The following is a 23,515-nucleotide window of genomic DNA, read 5'->3' as shown; positions in this document are numbered from 1 at the left end:
GGGTGGTACCATATGTGGCATGGTCAAGACGACGGTGTACCTTCCGGACGAGCTGGAACTGAGGCTCGATGCGGAAGCGTCGGCGACCGGGGTGAGCAAAGCGGAACTCATTCGCCGCGGCATCGCAATGCTGCTCGATGCGTCCGACCGGCCGCGCAACGACGCGCCGCTGCCGGTATTCCGCAGCGGGCGCTCGCGCGATACCGATGAGATGCGTGACGATATCTATCTGCAGATCAAGCAGCGGTCGGGCCGTCGGTGATCGTCGTCGCCGACACATCGGCGCTCTTCGCGGCGTTCGATGCCGACCAGGATGAACACGAGCAAGCGCTGCGGGTGATGGAGCGGGAAACCTTGATCATCTCGCCGCTCGTGCTGACCGAGCTGGATCATCTGACTCGCCGCGATCTCGGTTTCGCGGCGGCCATGAACATCACCGATGCCCTGCTGAATCGCGCTATCGAGGGGCGGTATCGGCTTGCCGAGCTGAAGCATGTCGATCTGTCGACAGCGCAGAGTGTTCGGGCCAAGTACGAAGGGTTACAGCTGGATCTCGCCGACGCTGTCGGCGTCGCGCTTGCCGACAAGTACAACACCGATCAAGTCTTCACCCTCGATCAGCGTGATTTTCGCGCAATCGAACCCCTGACTCCGGATTTCCGCTCGTTCCGAATCCTTCCCGCTGATCTATAGGTCGGCTGCGTCGCAAGGCGGAGGAGACGAACCAGCGGGACCGAGGTCGAGGCCGGGTTCGCCCTTTCGGGCGGCCCGGCCTCGGTCATGCCGGTGCCGGGACGCCGACAGGCATCACCTCGGCGGGAAGCGCAGGGCGCCGTCGAGGCGGATGACCTCACCGTTCAGGTAATCGTTCTCGATGATGCTCACCGCGAGCTTCGCGTACTCGTCCGAGCGCCCCATCCGCTTGGGGAACGGGATCTGCGGGGACCAGTACGCCTCGAGCTTGTCGGCGTTCTGCCCGTAGGCGGGGGTGTTGATGGTGCCGGGGGCGATGCTGACCACGCGGATGCCGAGCGGGGAGAGGTCGCGGGCGGCGACCAGCGTGATGGCGGCGACGCCGCCCTTGGCGGCGGCGTAGGGGAGCTGGCCGATCTGGCCCTCGTAGCCGGCGATCGACGAGGTGGTGACGATGACGCCGCGGGCCCCCTCTTCCAGCGGCTCGCTGCGGGCGATGCCCTCGGCGGAGAGCCGGAGCACGTTGAATACCGCGGTCAGGTAGAACTCGATGGTGGTGCGGAAGCCGTCGAGCGCGAGCGCTTTTCCGTCCTTGCCGATCAGCCGCCCGCCGGTGGCGGGGCCGCCGTGGGTGTCGACCGCGATGCGCAGCGGGCCGAGCGACTCCGCCTCCTCGACGGCGGCGCGCACCGAGTCCTCGTCGGTGGCGTCGGTGTGCACGTAGCGGATGCCGAGTTCGCTCGCGAGCTCCTTGCCCTTGTCGTCAGCCACGTCGGCGACGACGATTCGCGCGCCCGCGGCGTGCAACCTCCGCACCGTCGCCTCGCCCAGCCCACCGGTGCCGCCGACGACGAGCGCGGAGCCTCCATCGATCTGCATGTCGCAATCCCTTCTCGCAAGTCGTACTCTCGATTACAAAGAATACTATTCTCACATCGAGCCGGGGAGGCCCTCCATGCCCGAAGCCGTCATCGTCTCCGCGCTGCGGACACCGATCGGTACCGCCAGGAAGGGGACGCTGCGCGACACCAACGCCTTCGACCTGGCAAAGCACGTGGTGAGCGCGGCCGCCGAAGGGTTGGACCCCGGCCGGATCGACGACGTCATCCTCGGCGAGGGCCGCTACGGCGGCGGGGTGCTGGCCAGGCACGCCGCGGTCACCGCGGGGCTCACGACGGTGCCGGGGCTGGCGCAGAACCGGCACTGCGCGGCCGGGATGGCCGCGGTGCAGTCCGCGGCGGCGGGGATCAGGTCCGGGATGGACGAGCTGATCATCGCGGGCGGCGTGAACAGTGACTCCACCGCGCCGCGCGCCCGCTTCAAGGTCGGCGAGGACGAGTGGATCGACCCGTGGACCTCGCCGAGCCACCCGGACCGCCCGGACGCCCCGGCCATGGACATGTCCATCACGGTGGGCTGGAACGCCGCGGTGCGCGCCGGGCTCACCCGCGAGGAGCAGGACGCCTGGGCGCTGCGCTCGCACCGCAATGCCATCGCGGCGATCGACGAGGGGCGCTTCAAGGAGGAGATCGTCCCGATCGAGACCCCGCACGGCCTCTTCGACACCGACGAGCACCCGCGCCGGGAGACCAGCCTGGAGAAGCTGGCCTCGCTCAAGGTGCTGCACCCGGAGATCGAGGGCTTCTCGATCACCGCGGGCAATGCCTCCGGCGCCAACGACGGCGCGGCCGCGCTCGCCGTCGCCAGTGACAAGCTGGGGCTGCCCGCGCTCGGCTACATCCGGGCCTGGGCATCGGTCGGCGTCGATCCGGCGGTCACCGGGCTCGCGCCGATCGAGGCGATCACCAAGGCCGTGCGGCGGGCGGGGATCTCGCTGGGGCAGGTGAAGCTGATCGAGATCAACGAGGCGTTCGCCTCGGTGCCGATCGCCACCATCAGGGCGCTCGACCTGAACCCGGAGATCGTGAACTACAGCGGCAGCGGCTGTTCGCTCGGCCACCCGGTGGCGGCGACCGGCGCCCGCATGATCGTCACGCTGGTGCACGAGCTGCGCCGCCGCGGCGGCGGCTTCGGTATTGCGGCGCTCTGCGCGGGCGGCGGCATGGGGTCGGCGACCGTGATCGAGGTGCCCGCCCCCTGAAACGGGTGAGCGAGCGGAGGGCGGCGTCCCTCCGCTCGCTCACGCGTGCGTTCGTTCTCTCCGGCGGCCCACCGGACACCCTCACCGTGTCCGGACCCGGGGATCGTTCGTCCTACCCGCGCGCGAAACCGTGCGCGCAGAAGTTCCATACCTCGGTGGCGGTGATCGGGTGCTGCGTCTCCTCGTCCACCGCGCCGGTGGACTGGGCGGTGAACATGACCGTCTGCATCACCATGGCGGCGGTGCGGCGGGAATTCATGTCCTGGCCCAGCTCGCCCTTCTCCTTGGCCTGGTCCATCAATTCGGTGAAGAGCGCGAGCATGGGCGCGTGCGCCACCTTGACGTGACCGGGGTGCGAGACGAGCAGCTGCGGGGCGAAGTCGGTGAAGAGCGGGCGCTGCGCCGCCGGATCGGGCCGGCACAGCTCGAAGAGCAGCTCGACCGCGACCTGGAGCTTGTCCATCGGGTCGGTCTGGCCGTCGGCGGCCGCGCGCAACTGCTCGGAGGTGCGCGCCAGCGCGTCCTCGAAGAGCGCGAGCAGCAGCTCGTGTTTGCCGTCGAACTGCAGGTAGAAGCTGCGCAGCGACTGGCGGGAGCGGTCGACGACCTCCTGCACGGTGAAGTCGGTGCTCCCCTTCTCCGTGATGATGGCCTGGGCGGCATCGAGGAAGCGCTGTACGCGTTCCTCGGCGCGTAGCTTCGCCGAGCGCAGCGACCGCTCGATCGCGCGCTGCTTCCAGGCCGGCTTCTCGCTCGGGCTGGTCACGGGCACCTCGATCCCCGGTCATATGAAGAGAACATGAATGCACTGTACCGGAGAACGTCATGCGACAGTGCCGTCACGGTACGCATGTTTCCTCTTTGTAGAGACTATTACTTCCGCAAGTGAGAATGCTATTCTCGCTCCATCGCACCCCGGCGGCAAGGAGCACGTCTTGTACATCCGTTACGAAGTCGCGGACCGCATCGCCACCATCACCCTGGATCGGCCCGAGGTGGCCAACGCCCAGAACGGTGAGCTGCTGGACGAACTCGACGCCGCGTGGACCCGCGCCGCCGAGGACGCGGAGGTCGCGGTGATCGTGCTCAGGGCGGAGGGCAAACATTTCTCCTCCGGGCACGACCTCAAGGCAGGCAAGGGCTGGACGGACAAGATCACACTGGAGCAGATCTACGCCTCCGAGGCGCAGCGGTACCTCGGGTACTCGCTGCGCTGGCGCAACGTGCCGAAACCGTCCATCGCGGCGGTGCAGGGCCGGTGTATCGCCGGCGGGCTGCTGCTGTGCTGGCCCTGCGACCTGATCGTGGCCGCCGAGGACGCGCTCTTCTCCGATCCCGTGGTGATGATGGGGATCGGTGGCGTCGAATACCACGGCCACACCTGGGAGCTCGGCGCTCGCAAGGCGAAGGAGATCCTGTTCACCGGCCGTCCGGTCACCGCCGAGGAGGCGCGCCAGACCGGCATGGTGAACACCGTGGTGCCGCGGGACGAGCTCGACTCGCACACCAGGCAACTGGCCGCGCACATCGCGACCATGCCCGCCTTCGGCCTGCGTCAGGCCAAACGGGCCGTCAACCAGACACTGGACGTGCAGGGCTTCTACGCGGCCATCCAGTCGGTGTTCGACTCCCATCAGACCGGGCACGGGAACGCGTTGAGCGTCAACGGTTTCCCGGTTCTGGTTCATCTGGACGACATGAAGGCCAAGATGCAGTAGGTCCGGAAATCGTCCGTTCCCTCCCCCTGAAACGAGGAAGTTTCATGCGCGAATCCCTCTTCCGCAAGGCAACAGCGTGTATCGGTCTCGCGGTCGTCGCGTCCGCCGTGCTGGTCGGCTGCGGCTCGGACGACGAGTCCGACGCGGCCACGAGCACCAAGGCCGCCGCCACCACGACGGCCGCGCCCGCCACCGCCGACGCGGCGACCACGCAGGCGATCACCCAGGCCTACATCACCTTCTTCGACGCCACGCAGCCCGCCGACAAGCGGGCCGCGCAGGTGCAGAGCGGTGACGCCTTCCTGCCGATCCTGCAGGCGCAGGCGAGCAACCCGCAGGGCCAGGGCACCTCGGTCTCGGTCGGCGCGATCAAGCTGGTCGACGCGAGCAATGCCGATGTCGGGTACTCGCTGCTGATCAACGGCGCGCCGGTGCTCCCGGACCAGACCGGGCAGGCCGTGAAGGACGGCAGCACCTGGAAGGTCGCCTCGGCCACCTTCTGCGCGCTGATCGCCATCCAGGGTGGTACCTCGACCGCCTGCTGACCCGTCGGGTCCGCCGATCGCCCGGTGCCGGAAATTGTTCCGGTGCCGGGCGTTCGCTGTCGGCGGGACGGAGCAGGTCGAGCCGATGCCCGGCACGTCCCCGGGCGCCCTCGTCGGCGAGTGCCTCGGCGACCCGGTCCACGCCTGCCCGCACCGCCGAGCCGGTCGGGACGAGGGGGGTCCGGCCATCACGTCGAGCAGCAGCGCGAGGTCACCGGCGGTGCGCGCCATCGGCCCCGCGACGGCGATGTCGAGGTCGGAGCCGATGGACAGCGCGCCGAAACCGGCGGCCAGCACCGCGGTCGTGGTCCCACGGATTGCGGGTGATGCCGTAGATGTCGTCGAAGGTCTGGATGTCGCGCAGCACGAACGGCACGTTGTCTTGCCGAGGATCACCGCGCCTACAGCTTTCAACCGCGGCACCTGCACCGCGTCCTGGGCCGGCACGTGGTCCCGGTGCGCGGGTATGCCCCAGGTCGTCGGCGACCCGGCGATGTCGTAGGACTCCTCGACCGTGACCGGAATACCGAGCAGCGGCCGCCCCGCGCCCGGTCGAAATCCGGGACGCAGATCGCGTTGATCGCCTCGCCGTCGCGTTCGATGCGGGCGATCGCCTCCTCGGTGAGCTCCACCGAGGTCACCTCGCCTGCCCGCATGGCCGCTGAAAGCTCTTCTGCCGAGCACAGACTCCACTCCATGGCTCCGACGCTGACGGCCCGCCACCGGAGGCATGTCCGCTCGGCACGGTCGCGGCGAGCACGATCGGGTACGCGGCGGGGCCTGCCCGCTGCGGTGCGGGTCAGAGCTGGGCGAGCCGGGGTGCCGCGCCCGCGTTCCGGATGTAGGCGCCCGCCTCGCGGGTGAGTTCCCGTGTGCTGCCGAGCAGTCCGTCCAGCACCAGGGTGCGGCGCACGTGGCTCTGCAGTGCGTGCTCGGCGGTGAAGCCGATGCCGCCGAGCACCTGCTGGCAGTGCCTCGCCGCGGTGAGCCCCGCCTGCCCGGCCGCGGCCTTCGCCAGCAGCGCGGCGTGCGTCGCGGCCGCGGCCGGGTCGAGGCCGTGCACCGCCGGGGCGGTACCGGCCGCGGCCGCCTCGTCGGCGACGAGCAGCGCGGCTTCGGCGCCGTCCAGGGCGACGAGGGTCTCGGCGAGGCGGTGCCTGACCGCCTGGAACGAGGCGAGCGGGCGGCCGAACTGGGTGCGCTCCAACACGTGCGTGCGGGCGAGGGTGAGCATGGCGTGGCCGGTGCCGAGCAGCCACCAGCCCAGCGCCCGGCGCCCCTCGGCGAGCGCGTGCGCGGGCAGCGTCGCCCCCGCCGCGACCGCGCGCAGCGGCAGCGCCTCGTCCACCGAGCCGGGAACGTGTCCGTCGCCCGTTCCTTCGCCGTCGGGCCGGTGCCCGTCCGCGCCTGCCCCACCCGGGTTCCGGCTGTGCGCGCCGAGCCCGTCCGCGTCGTCCCCGATCCCGCTGGACCCGCTCCCGTTCGCGCCGGGTCCGCCCGCCGGGGGCGATTCGGCCCACTCCACCCACCGCCCGCCGGCGAAGGGCAGGGCGGAGGGAGCGGCGCCCGCGTGCCGGAGCACGTCGAGCAGCAGCGGGGCGTGCGCACCGGTCTCGCCGAGGAGCCGGAAAACCAGCGGAACGGCGAGTTCCGGCGCGTCGTCGAGCAGGTCGGGCCAGCCGAGCTCGCCGAGCGCGGCGACCAGCTCCGGGCCGGAGGCACGGGACATGGTGCGGCGCAGGGTGTCGGTGAGCATCGCCAGTTCGGCGGCGTCCAGTCTCACGCCTACTCCTTTCCGAGGTCGAGCAGGCGGCGCGCGATGATGTTGCGCTGGATCTCGGCGGTGCCGCCGTAGATGGTGGCCGCCCGCGAGTACAGGAACTCGGTGCGCCACGGCCCGTCGTCCAGCTCGACGGCGCCGGGAAGCAGCTCCCGCGCGGTATCGAAGAGCCGCTGCTCGGCGGTGGCGAGCAGCACCTTGTCGATCGAGGTCTCCGGGCCGAGCCTGGCGCCTGCGGCGAGGTTGCGCTGGGTGCCGCGGGAGCGGCTGCGCACCTGGTGCAGCGCCAGGTAGGCGGCGCCGAGCGCGGCGTCGTCGGCCTGCGTGGTCTGCTCGAGCACCTGGTCGAGCCGGGTGAACAGGTAGGCGATGCGGTGCCAGAAGCAGGTGGAGCGCTCGTGCGGGAGCAGGTCCATGGCGACCCGCCAGCCGTCGCCGGGCCGGCCGAGCATCCGGTCGGCGGGGACGACCACGTCGTCGAAGAACACCTCGGCGAACTCGTCGACGCCGTGCATGGTGCGCAGCGGGCGGACGGTGATGCCGGGGGAGTCCATGTCGACGAAGAACGCGGTGATCCCGTCGTGGCCGGGTCCGGTGCGGGTGAGCAGGACGCAGCGGGCCGCGTACTGCGCCAGGCTGGTCCAGACCTTCTGCCCGGAGACCACCCAGGTGTCGCCGTCGGGGACGGCCTTGGTGCTGAGCGAGGCCAGGTCGCTGCCGGAGCCGGGCTCGGAGAAGCCCTGGCACCACTGCTCGCGGCCGGAGAGCAGCAGCGGCACCATCTCGGCGGCCAGCTCGGGGCGGGCGTAGGAGATCATGGTCGGGGCGAGCACCTCGATCATGGACCAGATGCCCGGCTCGGCCAGGTCGCGGGAGGCGATCTCCTCGCCGAGCACGGCGCGCAGCGCGGCCGGGCCGCCGAGCCCGCCGACCTCGGCGGGCCAGCCGTAGCGGATCCAGTCCGCGTCGAAGAGCGCGCTCCGCACCCGGAGCAGCTGTGCCACCTGGCCGTCCAGCGAGTGGTCGGGGCCGGGGGTGAGATCATTCGCCGCCAACCAGGCCCGCAGCGCCGCGCGGAACTCCGCGACGCCCCGGTCACCGGTGTAGTCCGCGCCCGCGGTGGCACCGCTCCCGCCCGCCGACCGCGCGTCGGCACTCATCCCTTGGTGCGCTCGAAGGCGTGCGGAATCCCGGAGTCGTGATCCCCGCTGCGCCGGATGAAGGTCATCCGCCGCGTCTTGATCCGCCACCCGTCCGCGGTGCGCACCAGCGCGTCGGTGTAGTACCCGATGCGCATGTCGTGCGTGCTCTGGTCGATGAAGCAGAGCGGCTGGGTGCCCTCGGCGGTGTCACCGTCGATCTCCAGCACCGGGAGCCCGGTCAGGAAGAGCCCCTTGGGCGCCGCCGCGACCAGGTCGGGGAAGAGGTCGAGGGTGTAGGTGTCGCCGAAGGCGCTGTAGCTGCCGTCCGGGGTGAAGACCGCGAGCAGCCCGTCGATGTCGCCCTTGGTGATGGTCACCGCGTACCGGGCCAGGGTCTGCTGGATCTCCAGCAGGTCGTCACTTCTGGACATGGATCTTTCCGCCTTTCATCACGAACCGCACGTCCCTGGTGTGCGTGATGTCCTCGATCGGGTCGCCGGGGATGCCGATCACGTCGGCCAGCAACCCCTCGGCGAGCCGCCCGCGGTCCTCGACGCCGATCAGCTCGGCGCCGCGGATCGTGGCCGCGCGCAGCACGTCGACCGCGGGCAGCCCGCGCTCCACCAGCGCCACCAGTTCGTCGGCATTGCGGCCGTGCGGGATCGCCGGTGCGTCGGTGCCGACGGCGATCTTCACCCCGGCCTTGTACGCGGCCAGCACCGAGGTGCGGGCCTTGGGGAACATCAGCGCGGCCTTGGCCTGCAGCTCCGGCTCGGCCTTCGACACGTCCATGGCGTCGGCGAGCCGGGTGGTCGGCACCAGCCAGGTGCCGTTCTCGACCATGAGGTCGATCGCCTCGTCATCGATCAGGAAGCCGTGCTCGATGCAGTCGATGCCCGCCGCGACGGCGTGCTTGACCGCGTCCGCGCCGTGCGTGTGCGCGGCGACCTTCAGGCCGCGGCGGTGCGCCTCGTCGACGATGGCGCGCAGCTCCTCGTCCGAGTAGTGCTGCGCACCGGGCGCCCCGGTGAGCGACATGACCCCGCCGGAGACGCAGATCTTGATCAGCTGCGCGCCGTGCTTGATCTGGTAGCGGACCGCCTTGCGCACCTCGTCGACGCCGTTGGCGAGCCCCTCCTCGACCGTCAGCTTGAGCACGTCGGGGGCGAAGGCGGCGAACATGGTCGGGTCCAGGTGCCCGCCGGTGGGGGTGATGGCGTGCCCGGCGGGCACGATCCGCGGCCCCTCGATCCAGCCCTGGTCGATCGCCTTGCCGAGCGCGACGTCGAGCAGGTAGCCGCCGGTCTTGACGAAGAGCCCAAGGTTGCGCACCGTGGTGAACCCCGCGCGCAGGGTGCGCCGGGCGTTGCCGACGGCGCGCAGCACGCGCAGCGCCGGGTCGTCCTTCACGCTGGAGGAGAGCCCGGTCTCGCCGCGCCCGCCCATCAGCAGGTTGACCTCCATGTCCAGCAGCCCGGGCAGCAGCACGAGGTCGCCGAGGTCGACGATCTCGCCGGTCACCGGCCCGCCGACGCCGACGATCCGATCGCCCTCGATGCGCAGGATGCCGGGCCGGACGATCTCACCGGCGTCGACGTCGAGCAGCCCGGCCGCCTTCAGCGTCAGCGCTGTCATCGGCGGCACCTTCCTTCCCTGCTTGGAGAATTACGTTCTCAAAATCCAACTAGTAGATTTCCACGCAGGCGGGGCCATGTCAACGCCGGGTCGGCGGCCGGGTCGGCCGGGCCGGTGCCGTGCACCCGCATAGCGCCACTCTCCGGAAACCAGATATTGATTATCCAAATCTGAGAAGATAGTTTCCGTTGCAGTGCAGCGGCAGAGGAGGACCACGGTGAAACCGCAGCGAACAGTCGTCGCCCTGATGGCGATCGCGCTCCTGATAGCGGGGTGCGGTCGTGAAGGCGGCTCCCGCGAGGAGACCCCGACCGGCGGTGGCAACGCCCCGGCAGCCTCCGGTGACTTCGGCTCCCTGAGCGATGTCTGCAAGCCGGGCAGCCCCGGGGCCTCGTCGGCCCAGGGCGTCTCCGACACCGAGATCGAGATCGGCGTCTTCTCCGATATCGGTTTCACCAAGAACCCCGACTTCGTCGACGCCGCCAAGGTCTTCACCTCCTGGTGCAATGCCGCGGGCGGCATCAACGGGCGCAAGATCTCCACGAACCTGCGCGACGCCAAGCTCATGGAGGTGCGCCAGCGCATGCTGGAGGCCTGTCGTGAGGACTTCTTCCTGGTCGGCGGCAGCGCCGCGCTGGACGGGCTCGGCGTCAAGGACCGGCTGAACTGCCTGCTCCCGGAGTTCCCGGCGCAGGTGACGCAGACCGCGAACACCGGCTCGGACCTGCAGCTGAACGCCGGCTCCACGATGTCGGAGAACGTGAACCCCTACACCGGGTTCCAGGACTGGCTGATCAACACCGCCTACCCGGACTCCAAGGGCGCGATCGGCATGATCAACGGTGACAACCCGATCACCAAGGTGATGGGCGAGAAGCTCACCGAGTCGCTGAAGGCGGCGGGCGCGACCATCACCTACAGCGATCTGTACCCGATCTCCGGCGTGCCGGACTGGACCCCCTACGCGCAGGCGATCAAGGCCGCGAACGTCAAGGGGCTCATCTTCTTCGGCGAGTTCCGCTACCTCGCGAAGCTCGAAGAGGTGCTGACCAGCATGAACTACAAGCTGGACTGGATCGACGCGAACTCCAACTCGTACAACGAGATCTTCCTCGACGCCGCCAAGACCTCGCTCGGCTTCCAGAACAACGTGGCCGACCTGACCGACACCGCGCCGCTCTCGGCCGCGGACAAGGTCCCCGCGGTGCAGCAGCTGAAGGATCTGTACGCGGAGTACTCGCCGGACAGCGACATCACCTTCCAGGGGCTCAAGGCGTTCGGCGCCTGGCTGCTCTTCGCCAAGGCGGCCACCGCCTGCGGTGACGACCTGACCCGAGCCTGCGTCTACAACACCGCGGCGAAGGAGACGAAGTGGACCGGCGGCGGGCTACAGGCCCCGGTGGACCTCTCCAAGCCGTTCGCCGACCAGAAGCGCTGCTTCAACGTGCAGCAGGCGACCCCGGACGGCTGGAAGGCCGCGGACTTCGGGCCGAACACCGACGGCATCTTCAACTGCGGCTTCACGCCGTACAAGTACACCGCCGACTTCGGCAAGCCGCTGACCCTCGCCGACGTCGGCAAGAGCATCGCCGATCTGAAGTGACGGAGCACGGGCGCTGATGGAACAGTTCCTCGCCTTCGGGATCGTCGGTCTCAGCACCGCGGCGATCTATGCCATCATCGGCAGCGGACTGGTGCTCACCTACACCACGACCGGCGTGTTCAACTTCGCGCACGGCGCGGCGGGCATGGTCTCGGCGTTCGTGTACTGGCAGCTCTCGGTGGGCTGGGGCTGGCCGGTTCCGCTGGCCCTCGCCGCCGTGCTGCTGGTCTTCGCCCCCGGTTTCGGGTTGCTCTTCGGCAAGGCGCTGGCGCCGACCCAGGGGCTCGGCGACGCCGAGAAGCTGGTGATGACGATCGCGCTGCTGAGCGGGCTCATCGTGCTGGCCCGCTGGGTCTGGAATCCGAACGAATCCCGTTCGCTGCCGCGGTTCTTCGCGGACCAGCCGTCGATCGACCTCGGCGTGGTGACGCTCACCTGGCACCAGGCGCTCACCATGATCGTCGCGATCGCGGTCGCGATCGGGCTGCGCGTGCTGCTGACCCGCACCAGGACCGGTGCGGAGATGCGGGCCACCGTGGACGACCGCGCGCTGGTCGGGCTGACCGGCGCCGACCCGCGCAAGGCCAATCGGATCGCCTGGATCCTCGGCATCGAGCTGGCCGCCATCGGCGGCATCCTGATCGCCCCGACGGTCACCCTGGACGCCGCGCAGCTCTCGCTGCTCATCGTCTCCGCCTACACCGCCGCGATCTTCGGCAGGCTGCGCAACCTGCCGATGGTCTTCCTCGGCGCGGTCGTGGTCGGGCTGCTGGAGAGCTACCTGACCGGCTACCTGCCGCAGAACGAGTACCTGCCCGGCCTCCGGCTGGCGGCGCCCGCGCTGCTGCTCTTCCTGGCGCTGCTCGTCTTCCCGCACGGCAGGCTGCGTGGCCGGGACCGCAAGCTCGGCGCGGTCCCGCTGCCGACCCTCGGCGGCTCGGCGGCCTTCGCCGCGGCAGTGGTCGTGCTCGGGCTGATGCTGGCGAGCATGCTCAGCGAGCCGGACCTGATCACCTACGGGGCGATGTTCGCCTGGGGCATGATCGCGCTCTCCTACGTGCCGCTGCTCGGCTTCGCCGGGCAGATCTCGCTCTGCCAGCTCAGCCTGGCCGGGATCGGCGCGGTGGCCTACGGGCACCTCGGGCCGGACGGCCAGTGGTGGGCGCTCTTCGCCGCCATGGGGATCGCCGGCGTGGTCGGGGCGGTGATCGCGATTCCGGCGCTGCGGCTCTCCGGGGTCTACATGGCGCTGGCGACCGCCGCCTTCGCGGTGATCCTGGACCGCTGGATCTTCACGCTGCCCTCGTTCGAGCTGCTCGGGGTGAAGATCTCGCTGTTCGACCAGGGCTCGGTCTCCATCGTCGGGCCCGACCTGTTCGGGTTGAAGGTCGAGACCACCGCGGGAATCACGGTCTTCGCCGCGGTCTGCCTCGCGGTCGTCGGAATCGGCATCGCGCTGCTGCGGCGCAGCAAGTTCGGCCGCAGGCTGATCGCGCTGCGCGACAGCGAGGCCGCCTACGCCACGCTCGGCGGCAACCTGCTGGTGGCCAGGGTGCTGGTCTTCGCGCTCTCGGCGGCGATCGCCGGGCTCGGCGGCGCGCTCTACGGCATGCAGATCAGCGCGGTGGCGCCGGAGCAGTTCAACCTGGTCGCCGGGTTGCCGATCTTCCTGATCGTCACCATCGCCGGGCTCGGTGCGGTCGGCGCCGGGCTCTTCACCGGCCTGGTCTTCGCCGGGCCGCTGAACGTCATCCCGGTGCTCTGGCCGGGGCTGCTCAACCTCTCGCAGGTGCTGCCATCGCTCGGCGGCATCCTGTTCGGCGGCGGCGTGCTCAAGGAGGGCGCGATCACCCCGATGCGCCGCGAGTGGTTCCCGATGCTGCGCGACCGGCTGGTCGCCCCGGTGCTCATCGCGGTGATCCTCGGGCTCTGGGGGCTGCGGCTGCTGGAGACCATCGACGGCTGGGAGTTCACCGGCGGCGTCGTGCTCGCGCTGATCGCCGCCCGGGTCTGGCACAGCTCGCGCACCAGGCCCGCCCCGGATCCGGCGGTCGTTCCGGTCGAGTGGTGGGGCGTGAAACGGCCGTTCAAGACCGAGGACGAGGAGGTGCTCGACCGTGCCGTCACTACTGGAAGTTGACGACGTGACCGTGGTGTTCGGCGGCAACCGGGCGCTGGACGGCGCCGGGCTGCGTGCCGAGCGCGGCGCCGTCACCGGGCTGATCGGCCCGAACGGCGCGGGCAAGAGCACGTTGTTCGACGTGATCTGCGGCCTGCGCAACCCGACCACCGGCACCGTCGCGATCGGCGGCAAGGACGTCACCAAGCTCGGCCCCGCGCGCCGCGCCAGGCACGGGCTGGCCCGCACCTTCCAGCGGCTCGAACTCTTCGGCCGGCTGAGCGTGCGGGACAACCTGCTGGTCGCCGCGGAGCTGGGCCCGGCCAAGCGCAAGGCGGCCCAGGTCGTCACCGAGATCATCGAGCGGCTCGCGCTGCACCACGTCGCCGACCACTCGGCCGACGAGCTGCCCACCGGCACCGCCCGGCTGGTCGAGGTCGGGCGGGCCATCGCGGCCAGGCCGCACCTGATCCTGCTGGACGAGCCCGCCGCAGGCCAGGACCACACCGAGACCGACCGCTTCGCCGGGCTGCTCCGCTCGCTCGCCGACGACGGCACCGCGGTGCTGCTGGTCGAGCACGACATGGGGCTGGTCATGAACGTCTGCGACGAGCTCTACGTGCTGGATCTGGGCAAGATCATCGCCTCCGGCCCGCCCTCGGTGGTCCGCTCGGACGCCTCGGTCCTCGCCGCGTACCTGGGGGAAGTATGACCACCGGATTCCCGGCGGAGACCGGATCGCGCAACGGCTCCGGCCCCGCGCCGCTGCTCGCGCTGGACGGCATCAAGGCCGCCTACGACGCCATCACCGTACTGCACGGCGTCGACCTCGAGGTGCGGGCCGGACAGGTGGTGGCGCTGCTCGGGCCGAACGGCGCGGGCAAGACCACCGCGCTCAGCGTCATCTCCGGCACGCACCCGGCGGCCGCGGGCAGGCTGCTGCTCGGCGGCCGCGACGTCACCGGCGCCGACCCGCGCGACCTGGCAAGGGCGGGTGTCTGCCTGATCCCCGAGGGCCGCGGCGTCTTCCCGAACCTCACCGTGCGCGACAACCTGCTCATGATGACCTTCACCGGCCGCCCGCGCGCGGAGATCGAGGAGATCGCGTTCAGCCGCTTCCCGATCCTCGGTGAGCGGGCGAACCAGCTGGCGGGCACCATGTCCGGCGGTGAGCAGCAGATGCTGGCGCTGGCCCGCGGCCTGGCCACCGACCCGGCGGTACTGCTGCTCGACGAGCTCTCCATGGGGCTGGCGCCGCTGGTGGTCGGCCGGCTCTACGAGGAGGTCGCCGAGATCGCGCGGCAGGGCGTCGCGGTGCTCGTGGTCGAGCAGTTCGCCGCCGCCGTGCTCGACATCGCCGACCGTGCCGCCGTGCTCGTGCGCGGCCGGGTGGTGCGCCAGGGCCACCCGGACGACGGAATCCGCAACGAATTGGCCGCCCTCTACCTAGGAAGTCACACCCCATGACCGAAACCCGCGCGGACCGTTTCGTCCGCGAACTGCAGGAACTCAAGATCCCCGACCCGGCCGCAGGTCGCTCCGGGCTGTGGCTGCGCACCGGCGTCGTGCTCATGGTGCTCGGCCTCGTCGCCGCGGTGATCTCGTACTTCCTCGCGCACGGCACCACCGACCCGCTGGCGCAGCGCGACGCCATCACCCTCGCGCTCGGCGGAGTGGCGGGGACCATCGTGGGTTCCGCGCTCTTCCTGCGCTATTCGATCACCAACTTCCTCCGCTTCTGGCTCGCCAGGCAGTCCTACGACCTGGACGCGCTCGGCCACCGGGTGGCGGGGGAGACGCGCCTCGACGATGCGGCGCCGACGCCGGTGAACTCGGCGTCGCTCTGACCCGGTGCCACGGCACCCGGGCGACCCGCGCTCGTCCGCGCGCGCCCGCCTCGACTGGGGAGGCACAGGGGTAGCGCGCCGGATGGACGATCGCCGGTCGAAGCCGCCGGTGCGGGAGGTTGGATCGGCCTCCCGCACCGGCGTGCTCGCGACCGCATGACGAGAACTGGAGGTGCACAGTGTCCGAAGGAATGAACTTCGAACTGTCCGAGGATCAGGAACTGATCCGGTCGTCGGTGGCCGAGCTGTGCCGCAAATTCGACGACAACTACTGGATGGAGAAGGACCGGGCGCACGAATTCCCGACGGAGTTCTACGAGGCCGTCGCGAGCGGCGGCTGGCTCGGCATCACCATCCCCGAGGAGTACGGCGGGCACGGTCTCGGCATCACCGAGGCGACGCTGCTGGCCGAGGAGGTCTCCCGCTCCGGCGGCGGCATGAACGCCGCCAGCTCGATCCACATGTCGATCTTCGGCATGCACCCGGTGGTCGTGCACGGCTCCGAGGAGCTCAAGCAGCGCACCCTGCCCCGGGTCGCCGCTGGTGACCTGCACGTGTGCTTCGGCGTCACCGAACCCGGCGCCGGGCTGGACACGCCGCGGATCACCACGTCGGCCAAGCGCGACGGCGACCACTACGTGATCAACGGCCGCAAGGTGTGGATCTCGAAGGCGCTGGAGTCGGAGAAGATCCTGCTGCTCACCCGCACCACGCCGTACAGCGAGGTGACCAAGAAGACCGACGGCATGACGCTGTTCCTCACCGATCTGAACCGCGACCACGTCGACATCAGGCCGATCGCCAAGATGGGCCGCAACGCCGTGAGCTCCAACGAGGTCTTCATCGACGACCTGCGGGTTCCGGTCGAGGACCGGGTGGGCGAGGAGGGGCAGGGCTTCAAATACCTGCTCGACGGGCTGAACCCGGAGCGCATGCTGATCGCCGCCGAGGCACTCGGGCTCGGCCGCGTCTCGCTGGACCGCGCCGCGCGCTACGCCAAGGAGCGGGTGGTCTTCGACCGGCCGATCGGGCAGAACCAGGGCATCCAGTTCCCGCTCGCGGACTCGCTGGCGCACCTGGACGCCGCCGAGCTCATGCTGCGCAAGGCCACCTGGCGCTACGACAACGGCAAACCCTGTGGCCGCGAGGCGAACACGGCCAAATACCTGTGCGCGGACGCCGGCTTCACCGCGGCCGACCGCGCGCTGCAGACCCACGGCGGCATGGGGTACTCGGAGGAGTACCACGTCTCCCGCTACTTCCGGGAGGCGCGCGTCATGCGGATCGCCCCCGTGAGCCAAGAAATGATCCTGAACTACCTGGGCACGCACGGCCTGGGACTGCCGAGGAGCTACTGATGGCGCAGCGCAACCTGTTCGACCTCACCGGCCGCTCGGCCCTGGTGACCGGCGCGGCCGGCGGCATCGGCTCGGCGGTGGCCGAGGCGCTCGCCGCCGCGGGCGCGGCGGTGCTGGTGACCGATCTGGACGGTGCCGCGGCGGCCGCGGTCGCCGAGAAGATCACGGGCAACGGCGGAACGGCGGCGAGTTTCGCGCTGAACGTGACCGACCGGGATGCCGCGGGCGAGGCGGGGGAGCGCGCGGCCGCGCTCACCGGCGGCACGCTGCACATCGTGGTGAACAACGCGGGCGTCACCGCGCCGGCCATGTTCAAGGACACCACCGCGGATTCGGTGCGGCAGCTCTTCGAGATCCACGCGCTCGGCACGGTGAACGTCACCCAGGGGGCGCTGCCCTTCCTGGCCACCGACGGCACCGGCCGGGTCATCAACGTCACCTCGGCGGCCGGGCTGGTCGGCACGCTGGGGCAGGTGAACTACTCGGCGGCCAAGGCGGCGATCATCGGGATCACCAAGTCGCTGGCGAAGGAGTTCGCGCGCAAGCAGATCCTGGTGAACGCGCTGGCCCCGCTGGCGGCCACCCCGATGACCGCGACCATCCGCACCGACGACCGGTTCGCGCCCGCGATGCTGGACCGGATCCTGCTGCGCCGCTGGGCCGAGCCGGAGGAGGTCGCGGGGGCGTTCGTCTTCCTCGCCTCCGATGCCGCCTCGTTCATCACCGGGCAGGTGCTGCCGGTGGACGGCGGCACGGTGATCTGATGGGGCCGCTCGCGGGCGTCACCGTCGTCGCGCTGGAGCAGGCGGTCTCGGCGCCCATGTGCACCCGCACGCTGGCCGACTTCGGGGCGCGGGTGATCAAGGTGGAGAACCCGGCGGGCGGGGATTTCGCCAGGCACTACGACGACGTCGTGCTCGGGCAGGCGGCGCACTTCGTGTGGGTGAACCGGGGGAAGGAGTCGGTGGCGCTGGATCTCAAATCCGAGGCGGGCGTCGCCGTTCTGCACCGGCTGCTCGCCGGGGCCGACGTGCTGGTGTCGAATCTGGCGCCGGGTGCGGTCGGCCGGCTGGGGTTGTCCTCGGCCGAGCTGGCCGAGAAGTACCCGGAGCTGATCTCGGTGGAGATCGACGGGTTCGGGACCGGTGGGCCGCTCTCGCACAAGCGGGCCTACGACCTGCTCGTGCAGGCGGAGTCCGGGGTGTGCGCGGTGACCGGCACCGCCGACGCGCCCGCCAAACCCGGGCCGCCCATGGCCGACGTGACCACGGGGCTCTATGCCGCGCTGTCCATCCTCGCCGCGCTGTACGAGCGGGACCGCGCTCGTGGCGCCACGCGATCCGGCGGCGCGAGTATCGCGGTGAGCCTGTTCGACACGATGGCCGAGATGATGGGGTACCACCTGACCTACGCCAGGCACTCCGGCATCGACCAGCTGCCGCTGGGCATGAGCTCCCCCGCGGTGGCGCCGTACGGCGCGTACCCCACCCGCGACGGCCGCACCGTCGTCCTGGGCACCACCAACGACCGCGAATGGCAGCGCCTCGCCACCGCCATCCTCGACCGCCCCGACCTCGCCGCCGACGACCGCTTCCGCACCAACCCCGGCCGCACCCGGCACCGAGCCGAACTCGACGAGGCCATCACCGCCTGGTGCGCCGGGCACGACCTCGCCGACATCCAGCGCATCGCCGACGCCGCCGGAATCGGCAACTCCCAGTACAACCGGCCCAGCGAGGTCCTGAACCACCCCCAACTGGTCGAACGCGACCGCTGGCGCGAAATAGACACCCCCGCAGGCCCCATCCCCTCCCTCCTGCCTCCCGCGATCCTCTCCGGCTTCGACCCCCCGATGAACCCGGTCCCCGGCCTCGGCGAACACACCGACAGCGTGCTCGCGGAGTTCGGTTACGACGCGGGGGAGATCGCGACCCTTCGGTCGACGGCCGTGATCGGCGGCGAGTCCCGGGCCGAGGCAACCCCATGAGCAGCCCGGACGGCACCGTCCTCCTGACCGACGACCACGACGGCGTCCGAACCCTGACCCTGAACCGCCCGCACCGCAGAAACGCCATCGACGCCCGACTCTGGGCCGAACTGGCGGACGCGTTCCGAGCCGCTGCCGAGGATCGCACAGTGCGGGCCCTGGTACTCCAGGGCGCGGGCAAGGCGTTCTGCTCCGGCGCCGACATCTCGGTCCCGGACAACGCCCACCCCATCTACCGCATGCGTGCCCTCACCGACGTGGCGGTCCTCCTGAACGAACTGCCACTCCCGACCATCGCCAAGGTCACCGGTCCGGCCGTCGGCGCGGGCTGGAACCTGGCCCTCGGCTGCGACCTCGTGGTCGCCGCCGAATCGGCGACTTTCGCCCAGGTCTTCACCAAGCGCGGCCTCACGATGGACCTCGGCGGCTCCTGGCTGCTCCCCAAACTGGCAGGCATGCAGCAGGCCAAACGCCTCACCATGCTCGCCGAGACCATCGACGCCACCGAGGCGAAAGCCCTGAACCTCGTCACCTGGGTCGTCCCCGACGCCGAGATCGACCCCTTCACCGACGAGCTCGCGCACCGGCTGGCCGCAGGCCCCCCGGTGGCCCTCGCCCAGACCAAAGCCCTCCTGCACGAGGGCGCCGACACCACCCTGCGCCAGGCCCTCAGCGCCGAGGCCCGCGCCCAGGGCCTCAATTTCGCCACGGCGGACGCACCGGAGGCCTTCGCCGCGTTCGCCGAACGACGGGAGCCGCGATTCACCGGCCGGTGGACCATCCACCGCCCGCCGATCCGCCCCGAGAACGGGAGCTGAACATGCCCGAGGTAGTCATCGCCGGAGCGGTCCGCACCGCCGTCGGCAAACGCAACGGCGGCCTGGCCGGGGTGCACCCGGCCGATCTCTCCGCCGTCGTGCTGACCGCGCTCGCCGAGCGCACCGGGCTGGACCCGGCCCTGGTGGACGACGTGATCTGGGGCTGCGTCTCCCAGGTCGGCGACCAGTCGAGCAATATCGGCAGGTACGCGGTGCTGGCCGCGGGCTGGCCGGAGAGCATCCCCGGTACCACGGTGAACCGCGCCTGCGGCTCGTCGCAGCAGGCACTGGACTTCGCCGCGCAGGCGGTGCTCTCCGGCCAGCAGGACGTGGTGGTCGCCGGCGGCGTGGAGTCCATGAGCCGGGTGCCGCTCGGCGCGGCCAAGGCGGGCGGCGCGCCGTACGGGCCGCGTGCCCTTGCCCGTTACAACGATTTCGAGTTCAACCAGGGCATCGGCGCCGAGCTGATCGCCGAGAAGTGGGGTTTCGACCGCACCCGGGTGGACGAGTTCTCCGTGCTCTCGCACGAGCGCGCCGCCGCCGCCCAGGACGCGGGCGCCTTCACCGACCAGATCGTCGCGGTCGACGGCGTCACCGCGGACGAGGGCATCCGCCGCGGCAGTACCGTCGAGAAACTGGCCGGGCTGAAACCCGCCTTCCGCGACGACGGCGTGATCCACGCGGGCAACTCCTCGCAGATCTCCGACGGCGCCGCCGCCCTGCTGCTCACCACCCCGGAGAAGGCCCGCGAGCTGGGCCTGACCCCGCTGGCCCGCTACCGCGCGGGCGCCGTGGCGGGCTCGGACCCGGTGCTCATGCTCACCGGCCCCATCCCGGCCACCGAGAAGGTGCTGCGCAAGACCGGTCTCGGCATCGGCGAGATCGGCGTCTTCGAGGTGAACGAGGCGTTCGCTCCGGTCCCGCTGGCCTGGATCGCCGAAACCGGCGCCGACCCGGCGCTGGTCAACCCGCTCGGCGGCGCCATCGCGCTGGGCCACCCGCTCGGCGGCTCCGGCGCCGTGCTGATGACCCGGATGCTGCACCACATGCGGGACAACGACATCCGCTACGGCCTGCAGACCATGTGCGAGGGCGGCGGCACCGCCAACGCCACCGTCGTCGAGCTGGTGAGCTGACCGTGCGCCGCGATCTCTTCACCCCCGACCACGAGTCCTTCCGCGAGTTGGTGCGCACCTTCGTGGAGAAGCAGGTGGTGCCGAACTACGTCGGCTGGGAGAAGGAGGGCAAGCTGCCGCGCGAGCTCTTCGCCGAGATGGGCGAGCTCGGCATGCTCGGCATCGCGCTGCCCGAGGAGCACGGCGGGGCCGGGCTGCGCGACTACCGCTACAACGTGATCCTGCAGGAGGAGGCGTACCGGGCGCAGGTCACGCTCGGTACCGTCCGCACCCAGCTGGACGTCATCCTGCCGTACTTCCTGGAGTACGCGAACGCCGAGCAGCGGGCGCGCTGGTTCCCCGGGCTGGCGAACGGCACCCTGCTCACCGCCGTCGCCATGACCGAGCCCGGCACCGGCTCCGACCTGGCCGGAATGCGCACCAGCGCGGTCAGGGACGGCGACGAGTACGTGCTGAACGGGGCAAAGACCTTCATCACCGGCGGGCTCCTCGCCGACCTGGTGATCGTGGTTGCGCGCACCTCGACCGACCCGGAGAACCGCCGCGCCGGGCTCACCCTGCTCGTGGTCGAGGACGGCATGCCCGGCTTCGAGCGCGGCCGGATGCTGGAGAAGATGGGCTGCAAGGTGCAGGACACCATGGAGCTCTCCTTCACCGACGTCCGGGTGCCCGCGCGCAACCGGCTCGGCGAGGAGGGCGCCGCCTTCGGCTACCTCGGCCACAACCTGCCCCAGGAGCGGCTCACCGTCGCCGTCGGCTCGGTCGCCCAGGCCCGCGCCGCCATCGCCGCCACCATCGACTACACGAAGGAGCGCAAGGCCTTCGGCACCCCGGTCGCCTCGTTCCAGAACACCAAGTTCGAGCTGGCCGCCATGAGCGCGGAGGTCGAGGCCGCGCAGACCATGATCGACCGGGCCGTGCTCGACCTGGTGGACGGCGTGCTCTCCGGCGCCGACGCCGCCCGGGTGAAGCTCTTCTGTACCGAGACGCAGGCTCGGGTGGTCGACCGCTGCCTGCAGCTCTTCGGCGGCTACGGCTACATGATGGAGTATCCGATCGCCCGGCTCTACACCGATGCCCGCGTGGCCAGGATCTACGCCGGGACCAGCGAAGTGATGAAGATGATCGTCGCAAGGGATCTCGGGCTCTCCTAGCTCTCAGCGCGCGAAAACGGCCGGTCGGGCCCTCCTCAGCGGAGGGAACCCGATCGGCCCTTCGGCGTGCCCGCAGCACCCGGGCAACAGCGACGGTTGACGATTCGCCCGCGGGGTGAAAGTCTGTTGTTCACATATGAGAATGCTATTCTCGTAGCGGAGACGGCCACTGCCAGTATTAGAGGAGACCGACAATGCCCTTCTTCCCGAAGCCCGAGGCGGGTACCTGGACCGAGAACTGGCCCGAACTCGGCACGGCTCCCGTCAACTACAACGACTCGGTCGACCCCGAGCACTGGCTGCTGGAGCAGCAGGCCATCTTCAAGAAGACCTGGCTGCAGATGGGCCGCGTGGAGCTGCTGCCGAAGAAGGGCAGCTACGTCACCCGCGAGCTTCCCTCGGCCGGTCCGGGCACCTCGCTGATCATCGTCAAGGACACCGACAATGTGGTGCGCGCCTTCTACAACCTGTGCAGGCACCGCGGCAACAAGCTGGTGTGGAACGACTACCCGGGCGAGGAGGTGTCCGGCGTCTGCCGCCAGTTCACCTGCAAGTACCACGCCTGGCGGTACAGCCTCAAGGGTGACCTGACCTTCGTCCAGCAGGAGGGCGAGTTCTTCGACCTGGACAAGAACCAGTACGGCCTGGTCCCGGTGCGCTGCGAGGTCTGGGAGGGGTTCATCTTCGTGAACCTCGACGACAACGCCGTGCCGCTGGAGGAGTACCTGGGCGAGTTCGGCCAGGGGCTCAAGGGCTACCCGTACCACGAGATGACCGAGCACTACAGCTACCGCTCGGAGATCAACGCCAACTGGAAGCTCTTCATCGACGCCTTCACCGAGTTCTACCACGCGCCGATCCTGCACATGAAGCAGGCGGAGCGGGAGGAGGCGGAGAAGCTGGCCAAGTTCGGCTTCGAGGCGCTCGCCTACGACATCAAGGGCGACCACTCCATGGTCTCGTCCTGGGGCGGCATGTCGCCGCCGAAGGATCTGAACATGGTCAAGCCGATCGAGCGGATCCTGCACAGCGGGCTGTTCGGTCCGTGGGACCGGCCGGATATCGATGGCATCAAGCCCGAAGAGCTGCCGCCCGCCATCAACCCGGGCAGGCACAAGTCGTGGGGCACCGACTCCTTCGAGTTCTTCCCCAACTTCACGCTGCTGTTCTGGGCGCCGGGCTGGTACCTCACCTACAACTACTGGCCGACCGCGGTGGACAAGCACATCTTCGAGGCGGACCTGTACTTCGTCCCGCCGAAGAACCTGCGCGAGCGGCTGTCGCAGGAACTCGCCGCGGTGACCTTCAAGGAGTACGCGTTCCAGGACGCGAACACCCTCGAGGCCACGCAGACGCAGATCGGCACCAGGGTCGTCACCGACTTCCCGCTCTGCGACCAGGAGATCCTGCTCCGCCACCTGCACATGACCGCCCACCAGTACGTGGACCGCTTCAAGGCCGAGCGCAACGGCACGGCCGCCGCCACCGCCACCAACGGAAAGGATCGCGCCAATGTCTAAGCTGCCCGAGGAATTCGCCGATCTGGAGCGGTTCAGCGACTGGTGCCTGCCGACCGAGGAGGAGCGCTACGCCAAGCGGCTGGCCTCCACCATGGAGGAGATGCAGGAGCTCTACGACGCGGGCATGGCGCGGCTCGAGGACATCATGGTCTACGTCGACGCGCGCTTCCCGCTCGCCTCGATGCCGGACGACGCCAAGGCGCTGGTGCACCTCGGGCAGTCCGTCGTCATGGTGAGCTTCCCGATCGAGGTCTGGAAGCAGCCGCGGGTGCTCGACAGCGGTGCCGCCTACATCCGGCTCGTCAAGGAGCCGGTGGTCTAGGCGGTTGCGGCCACGTCCCGCCGAACGCGGGCGGGCG

24 protein-coding genes and 1 pseudogene are annotated in these 23,515 nt (G+C 70.2%); 18 read left to right on the top strand and 7 right to left on the bottom strand.

Features of this window, described 5'->3' with window-relative positions:
- Positions 1-19 precede the first annotated feature (19 nt).
- Together ACFO0B_RS10360 and ACFO0B_RS10355 are read left to right on the top strand one after the other, a co-directional pair.
- Entirely contained in the window at positions 20-262 is a 243-nt protein-coding gene (locus tag ACFO0B_RS10360) for a ribbon-helix-helix domain-containing protein (RefSeq protein ID WP_378612159.1), read from the top strand.
- Positions 259-693, top strand: a complete 435-nt coding sequence (locus ACFO0B_RS10355; RefSeq protein WP_378612158.1) for a type II toxin-antitoxin system VapC family toxin — start codon at positions 259-261, stop codon at positions 691-693. Before ACFO0B_RS10360 ends, ACFO0B_RS10355 begins: the two co-directional genes overlap by 4 nt.
- A gap of 114 nt (positions 694-807) precedes the next feature.
- On the opposite strand, the gene ACFO0B_RS10350 is transcribed toward ACFO0B_RS10355, so the two are convergent.
- Entirely contained in the window at positions 808-1,572 is a 765-nt protein-coding gene (locus tag ACFO0B_RS10350) for an SDR family NAD(P)-dependent oxidoreductase (RefSeq protein ID WP_378612157.1), read from the bottom strand.
- 76 nt (positions 1,573-1,648) lie between these two features.
- Here ACFO0B_RS10350 and ACFO0B_RS10345 point away from each other — a divergent pair, with 76 nt between their 5' ends.
- Positions 1,649-2,794: a thiolase family protein gene (locus ACFO0B_RS10345; protein WP_378612156.1), complete on the top strand. Its 1,146-nt coding sequence runs from the start codon at positions 1,649-1,651 to the stop codon at positions 2,792-2,794.
- Between the two features lie 112 nt (positions 2,795-2,906).
- Here the strand turns inward: ACFO0B_RS10345 and ACFO0B_RS10340 are convergent, their stop codons facing one another.
- The gene (locus ACFO0B_RS10340) at positions 2,907-3,572 is read right to left on the bottom strand and encodes a TetR/AcrR family transcriptional regulator (RefSeq protein ID WP_378612280.1); all 666 of its coding nucleotides are present in this window, start codon (positions 3,570-3,572) and stop codon (positions 2,907-2,909) included.
- 157 nt (positions 3,573-3,729) lie between these two features.
- On the opposite strand from ACFO0B_RS10340, the gene ACFO0B_RS10335 reads away from it, so the two are divergent.
- Both ACFO0B_RS10335 and ACFO0B_RS10330 read left to right on the top strand, forming a co-directional pair.
- Entirely contained in the window at positions 3,730-4,512 is a 783-nt protein-coding gene (locus ACFO0B_RS10335) for an enoyl-CoA hydratase (protein WP_378612155.1), read from the top strand.
- 44 nt (positions 4,513-4,556) lie between these two features.
- Positions 4,557-5,057: a hypothetical protein gene (locus ACFO0B_RS10330; protein ID WP_378612154.1), complete on the top strand. Its 501-nt coding sequence runs from the start codon at positions 4,557-4,559 to the stop codon at positions 5,055-5,057.
- 315 nt (positions 5,058-5,372) lie between these two features.
- Here ACFO0B_RS10330 and ACFO0B_RS10325 read toward each other — a convergent pair.
- The 5 genes and pseudogenes from ACFO0B_RS10325 to ACFO0B_RS10305 all read right to left on the bottom strand — a co-directional run.
- Positions 5,373-5,789: pseudogene (locus ACFO0B_RS10325) on the bottom strand (amidase family protein); the annotation flags it as partial.
- 67 nt (positions 5,790-5,856) lie between these two features.
- A complete protein-coding gene (locus ACFO0B_RS10320; RefSeq protein ID WP_378612279.1) occupies positions 5,857-6,813 on the bottom strand; it encodes an acyl-CoA dehydrogenase family protein in 957 nt (318 codons plus the stop codon).
- Positions 6,814-6,842: 29 nt separating this feature from the next.
- Positions 6,843-7,997: an acyl-CoA dehydrogenase family protein gene (locus ACFO0B_RS10315; RefSeq protein ID WP_378612153.1), complete on the bottom strand. Its 1,155-nt coding sequence runs from the start codon at positions 7,995-7,997 to the stop codon at positions 6,843-6,845.
- Complete coding sequence (locus ACFO0B_RS10310; RefSeq protein WP_378612152.1) at positions 7,994-8,410, bottom strand: nuclear transport factor 2 family protein; 417 nt, start codon at positions 8,408-8,410, stop codon at positions 7,994-7,996. Before ACFO0B_RS10310 ends, ACFO0B_RS10315 begins: the two co-directional genes overlap by 4 nt.
- Complete coding sequence (locus ACFO0B_RS10305) at positions 8,397-9,614, bottom strand: metal-dependent hydrolase family protein (protein ID WP_378612151.1); 1,218 nt, start codon at positions 9,612-9,614, stop codon at positions 8,397-8,399. Before ACFO0B_RS10305 ends, ACFO0B_RS10310 begins: the two co-directional genes overlap by 14 nt.
- Positions 9,615-9,831: 217 nt before the next feature.
- Between ACFO0B_RS10305 and ACFO0B_RS10300 the strand changes: the two genes are divergently transcribed.
- The 13 genes from ACFO0B_RS10300 (at position 9,832) to ACFO0B_RS10240 (ending at position 23,478) form a co-directional block, all read left to right on the top strand.
- Positions 9,832-11,217 carry an ABC transporter substrate-binding protein gene (locus ACFO0B_RS10300; RefSeq protein ID WP_378612150.1) on the top strand — a complete coding sequence of 462 codons (1,386 nt, stop codon included), beginning with the start codon at positions 9,832-9,834 and terminating at the stop codon, positions 11,215-11,217.
- A gap of 16 nt (positions 11,218-11,233) precedes the next feature.
- Positions 11,234-13,357 (top strand): branched-chain amino acid ABC transporter permease, encoded by a 2,124-nt coding sequence (locus tag ACFO0B_RS10295; RefSeq protein WP_378612149.1) that lies wholly within the window; start codon positions 11,234-11,236, stop codon positions 13,355-13,357.
- Entirely contained in the window at positions 13,335-14,048 is a 714-nt protein-coding gene (locus ACFO0B_RS10290) for an ABC transporter ATP-binding protein (RefSeq protein WP_378612148.1), read from the top strand. Before ACFO0B_RS10295 ends, ACFO0B_RS10290 begins: the two co-directional genes overlap by 23 nt.
- Positions 14,045-14,803 (top strand): ABC transporter ATP-binding protein, encoded by a 759-nt coding sequence (locus ACFO0B_RS10285; protein WP_378612147.1) that lies wholly within the window; start codon positions 14,045-14,047, stop codon positions 14,801-14,803. The genes ACFO0B_RS10290 and ACFO0B_RS10285 overlap by 4 nt, the downstream gene beginning before the upstream one ends.
- The gene (locus ACFO0B_RS10280) at positions 14,800-15,183 is read left to right on the top strand and encodes a hypothetical protein (protein ID WP_378612146.1); all 384 of its coding nucleotides are present in this window, start codon (positions 14,800-14,802) and stop codon (positions 15,181-15,183) included. The genes ACFO0B_RS10285 and ACFO0B_RS10280 overlap by 4 nt, the downstream gene beginning before the upstream one ends.
- Before the next feature lie 191 nt (positions 15,184-15,374).
- A complete protein-coding gene (locus ACFO0B_RS10275) occupies positions 15,375-16,541 on the top strand; it encodes an acyl-CoA dehydrogenase family protein (RefSeq protein ID WP_378612145.1) in 1,167 nt (388 codons plus the stop codon).
- Entirely contained in the window at positions 16,541-17,305 is a 765-nt protein-coding gene (locus tag ACFO0B_RS10270; protein WP_378612144.1) for an SDR family NAD(P)-dependent oxidoreductase, read from the top strand. Before ACFO0B_RS10275 ends, ACFO0B_RS10270 begins: the two co-directional genes overlap by 1 nt.
- Positions 17,305-18,528: a CaiB/BaiF CoA transferase family protein gene (locus ACFO0B_RS10265; RefSeq protein ID WP_378612143.1), complete on the top strand. Its 1,224-nt coding sequence runs from the start codon at positions 17,305-17,307 to the stop codon at positions 18,526-18,528. The genes ACFO0B_RS10270 and ACFO0B_RS10265 overlap by 1 nt, the downstream gene beginning before the upstream one ends.
- Positions 18,525-19,346: an enoyl-CoA hydratase/isomerase family protein gene (locus ACFO0B_RS10260; RefSeq protein ID WP_378612142.1), complete on the top strand. Its 822-nt coding sequence runs from the start codon at positions 18,525-18,527 to the stop codon at positions 19,344-19,346. Before ACFO0B_RS10265 ends, ACFO0B_RS10260 begins: the two co-directional genes overlap by 4 nt.
- A gap of 2 nt (positions 19,347-19,348) precedes the next feature.
- Positions 19,349-20,482 carry a thiolase family protein gene (locus tag ACFO0B_RS10255; protein WP_378612141.1) on the top strand — a complete coding sequence of 378 codons (1,134 nt, stop codon included), beginning with the start codon at positions 19,349-19,351 and terminating at the stop codon, positions 20,480-20,482.
- A 2-nt stretch (positions 20,483-20,484) separates the two neighbouring features.
- A complete protein-coding gene (locus ACFO0B_RS10250) occupies positions 20,485-21,636 on the top strand; it encodes an acyl-CoA dehydrogenase family protein (protein WP_378612139.1) in 1,152 nt (383 codons plus the stop codon).
- A gap of 194 nt (positions 21,637-21,830) precedes the next feature.
- Positions 21,831-23,156, top strand: a complete 1,326-nt coding sequence (locus ACFO0B_RS10245; protein WP_378612138.1) for an aromatic ring-hydroxylating oxygenase subunit alpha — start codon at positions 21,831-21,833, stop codon at positions 23,154-23,156.
- The gene (locus ACFO0B_RS10240; protein ID WP_378612137.1) at positions 23,149-23,478 is read left to right on the top strand and encodes a hypothetical protein; all 330 of its coding nucleotides are present in this window, start codon (positions 23,149-23,151) and stop codon (positions 23,476-23,478) included. Before ACFO0B_RS10245 ends, ACFO0B_RS10240 begins: the two co-directional genes overlap by 8 nt.
- The last annotated feature ends 37 nt before the right edge of the window (positions 23,479-23,515 follow it).

Origin of the sequence: Nocardia jiangsuensis (assembly GCF_042650385.1) — a bacterium.
GTDB lineage: Bacteria > Actinomycetota > Actinomycetes > Mycobacteriales > Mycobacteriaceae > Nocardia > Nocardia jiangsuensis.
The sequence above is the reverse complement of the archived record's forward strand: the minus strand, read 5'-3'. Positions and strand labels throughout refer to the sequence as shown.

Excerpts from the sequence above, each read along its gene's own strand:
- ACFO0B_RS10330 (WP_378612154.1), top strand. The coding sequence starts at position 4,557 with ATGCGCGAATCCCTCTTCCGCAAGGCAACAGCGTGTATCGGTCTCGCG.
- ACFO0B_RS10275 (WP_378612145.1), top strand. The coding sequence starts at position 15,375 with ATGAACTTCGAACTGTCCGAGGATCAGGAACTGATCCGGTCGTCGGTG.
- ACFO0B_RS10240 (WP_378612137.1), top strand. The coding sequence starts at position 23,149 with ATGTCTAAGCTGCCCGAGGAATTCGCCGATCTGGAGCGGTTCAGCGAC.
- ACFO0B_RS10280 (WP_378612146.1), top strand. The coding sequence starts at position 14,800 with ATGACCGAAACCCGCGCGGACCGTTTCGTCCGCGAACTGCAGGAACTC.
- ACFO0B_RS10245 (WP_378612138.1), top strand. The coding sequence starts at position 21,831 with ATGCCCTTCTTCCCGAAGCCCGAGGCGGGTACCTGGACCGAGAACTGG.
- ACFO0B_RS10265 (WP_378612143.1), top strand. The coding sequence starts at position 17,305 with ATGGGGCCGCTCGCGGGCGTCACCGTCGTCGCGCTGGAGCAGGCGGTC.
- ACFO0B_RS10255 (WP_378612141.1), top strand. The coding sequence starts at position 19,349 with ATGCCCGAGGTAGTCATCGCCGGAGCGGTCCGCACCGCCGTCGGCAAA.
- ACFO0B_RS10360 (WP_378612159.1), top strand. The coding sequence starts at position 20 with ATGGTCAAGACGACGGTGTACCTTCCGGACGAGCTGGAACTGAGGCTC.
- ACFO0B_RS10320 (WP_378612279.1), bottom strand. The coding sequence starts at position 6,813 with ATGCTCACCGACACCCTGCGCCGCACCATGTCCCGTGCCTCCGGCCCG.
- ACFO0B_RS10315 (WP_378612153.1), bottom strand. The coding sequence starts at position 7,997 with ATGAGTGCCGACGCGCGGTCGGCGGGCGGGAGCGGTGCCACCGCGGGC.
- ACFO0B_RS10305 (WP_378612151.1), bottom strand. The coding sequence starts at position 9,614 with ATGACAGCGCTGACGCTGAAGGCGGCCGGGCTGCTCGACGTCGACGCC.
- ACFO0B_RS10310 (WP_378612152.1), bottom strand. The coding sequence starts at position 8,410 with ATGTCCAGAAGTGACGACCTGCTGGAGATCCAGCAGACCCTGGCCCGG.
- ACFO0B_RS10345 (WP_378612156.1), top strand. The coding sequence starts at position 1,649 with ATGCCCGAAGCCGTCATCGTCTCCGCGCTGCGGACACCGATCGGTACC.
- ACFO0B_RS10270 (WP_378612144.1), top strand. The coding sequence starts at position 16,541 with ATGGCGCAGCGCAACCTGTTCGACCTCACCGGCCGCTCGGCCCTGGTG.
- ACFO0B_RS10350 (WP_378612157.1), bottom strand. The coding sequence starts at position 1,572 with ATGCAGATCGATGGAGGCTCCGCGCTCGTCGTCGGCGGCACCGGTGGG.
- ACFO0B_RS10295 (WP_378612149.1), top strand. The coding sequence starts at position 11,234 with ATGGAACAGTTCCTCGCCTTCGGGATCGTCGGTCTCAGCACCGCGGCG.
- ACFO0B_RS10260 (WP_378612142.1), top strand. The coding sequence starts at position 18,525 with ATGAGCAGCCCGGACGGCACCGTCCTCCTGACCGACGACCACGACGGC.
- ACFO0B_RS10285 (WP_378612147.1), top strand. The coding sequence starts at position 14,045 with ATGACCACCGGATTCCCGGCGGAGACCGGATCGCGCAACGGCTCCGGC.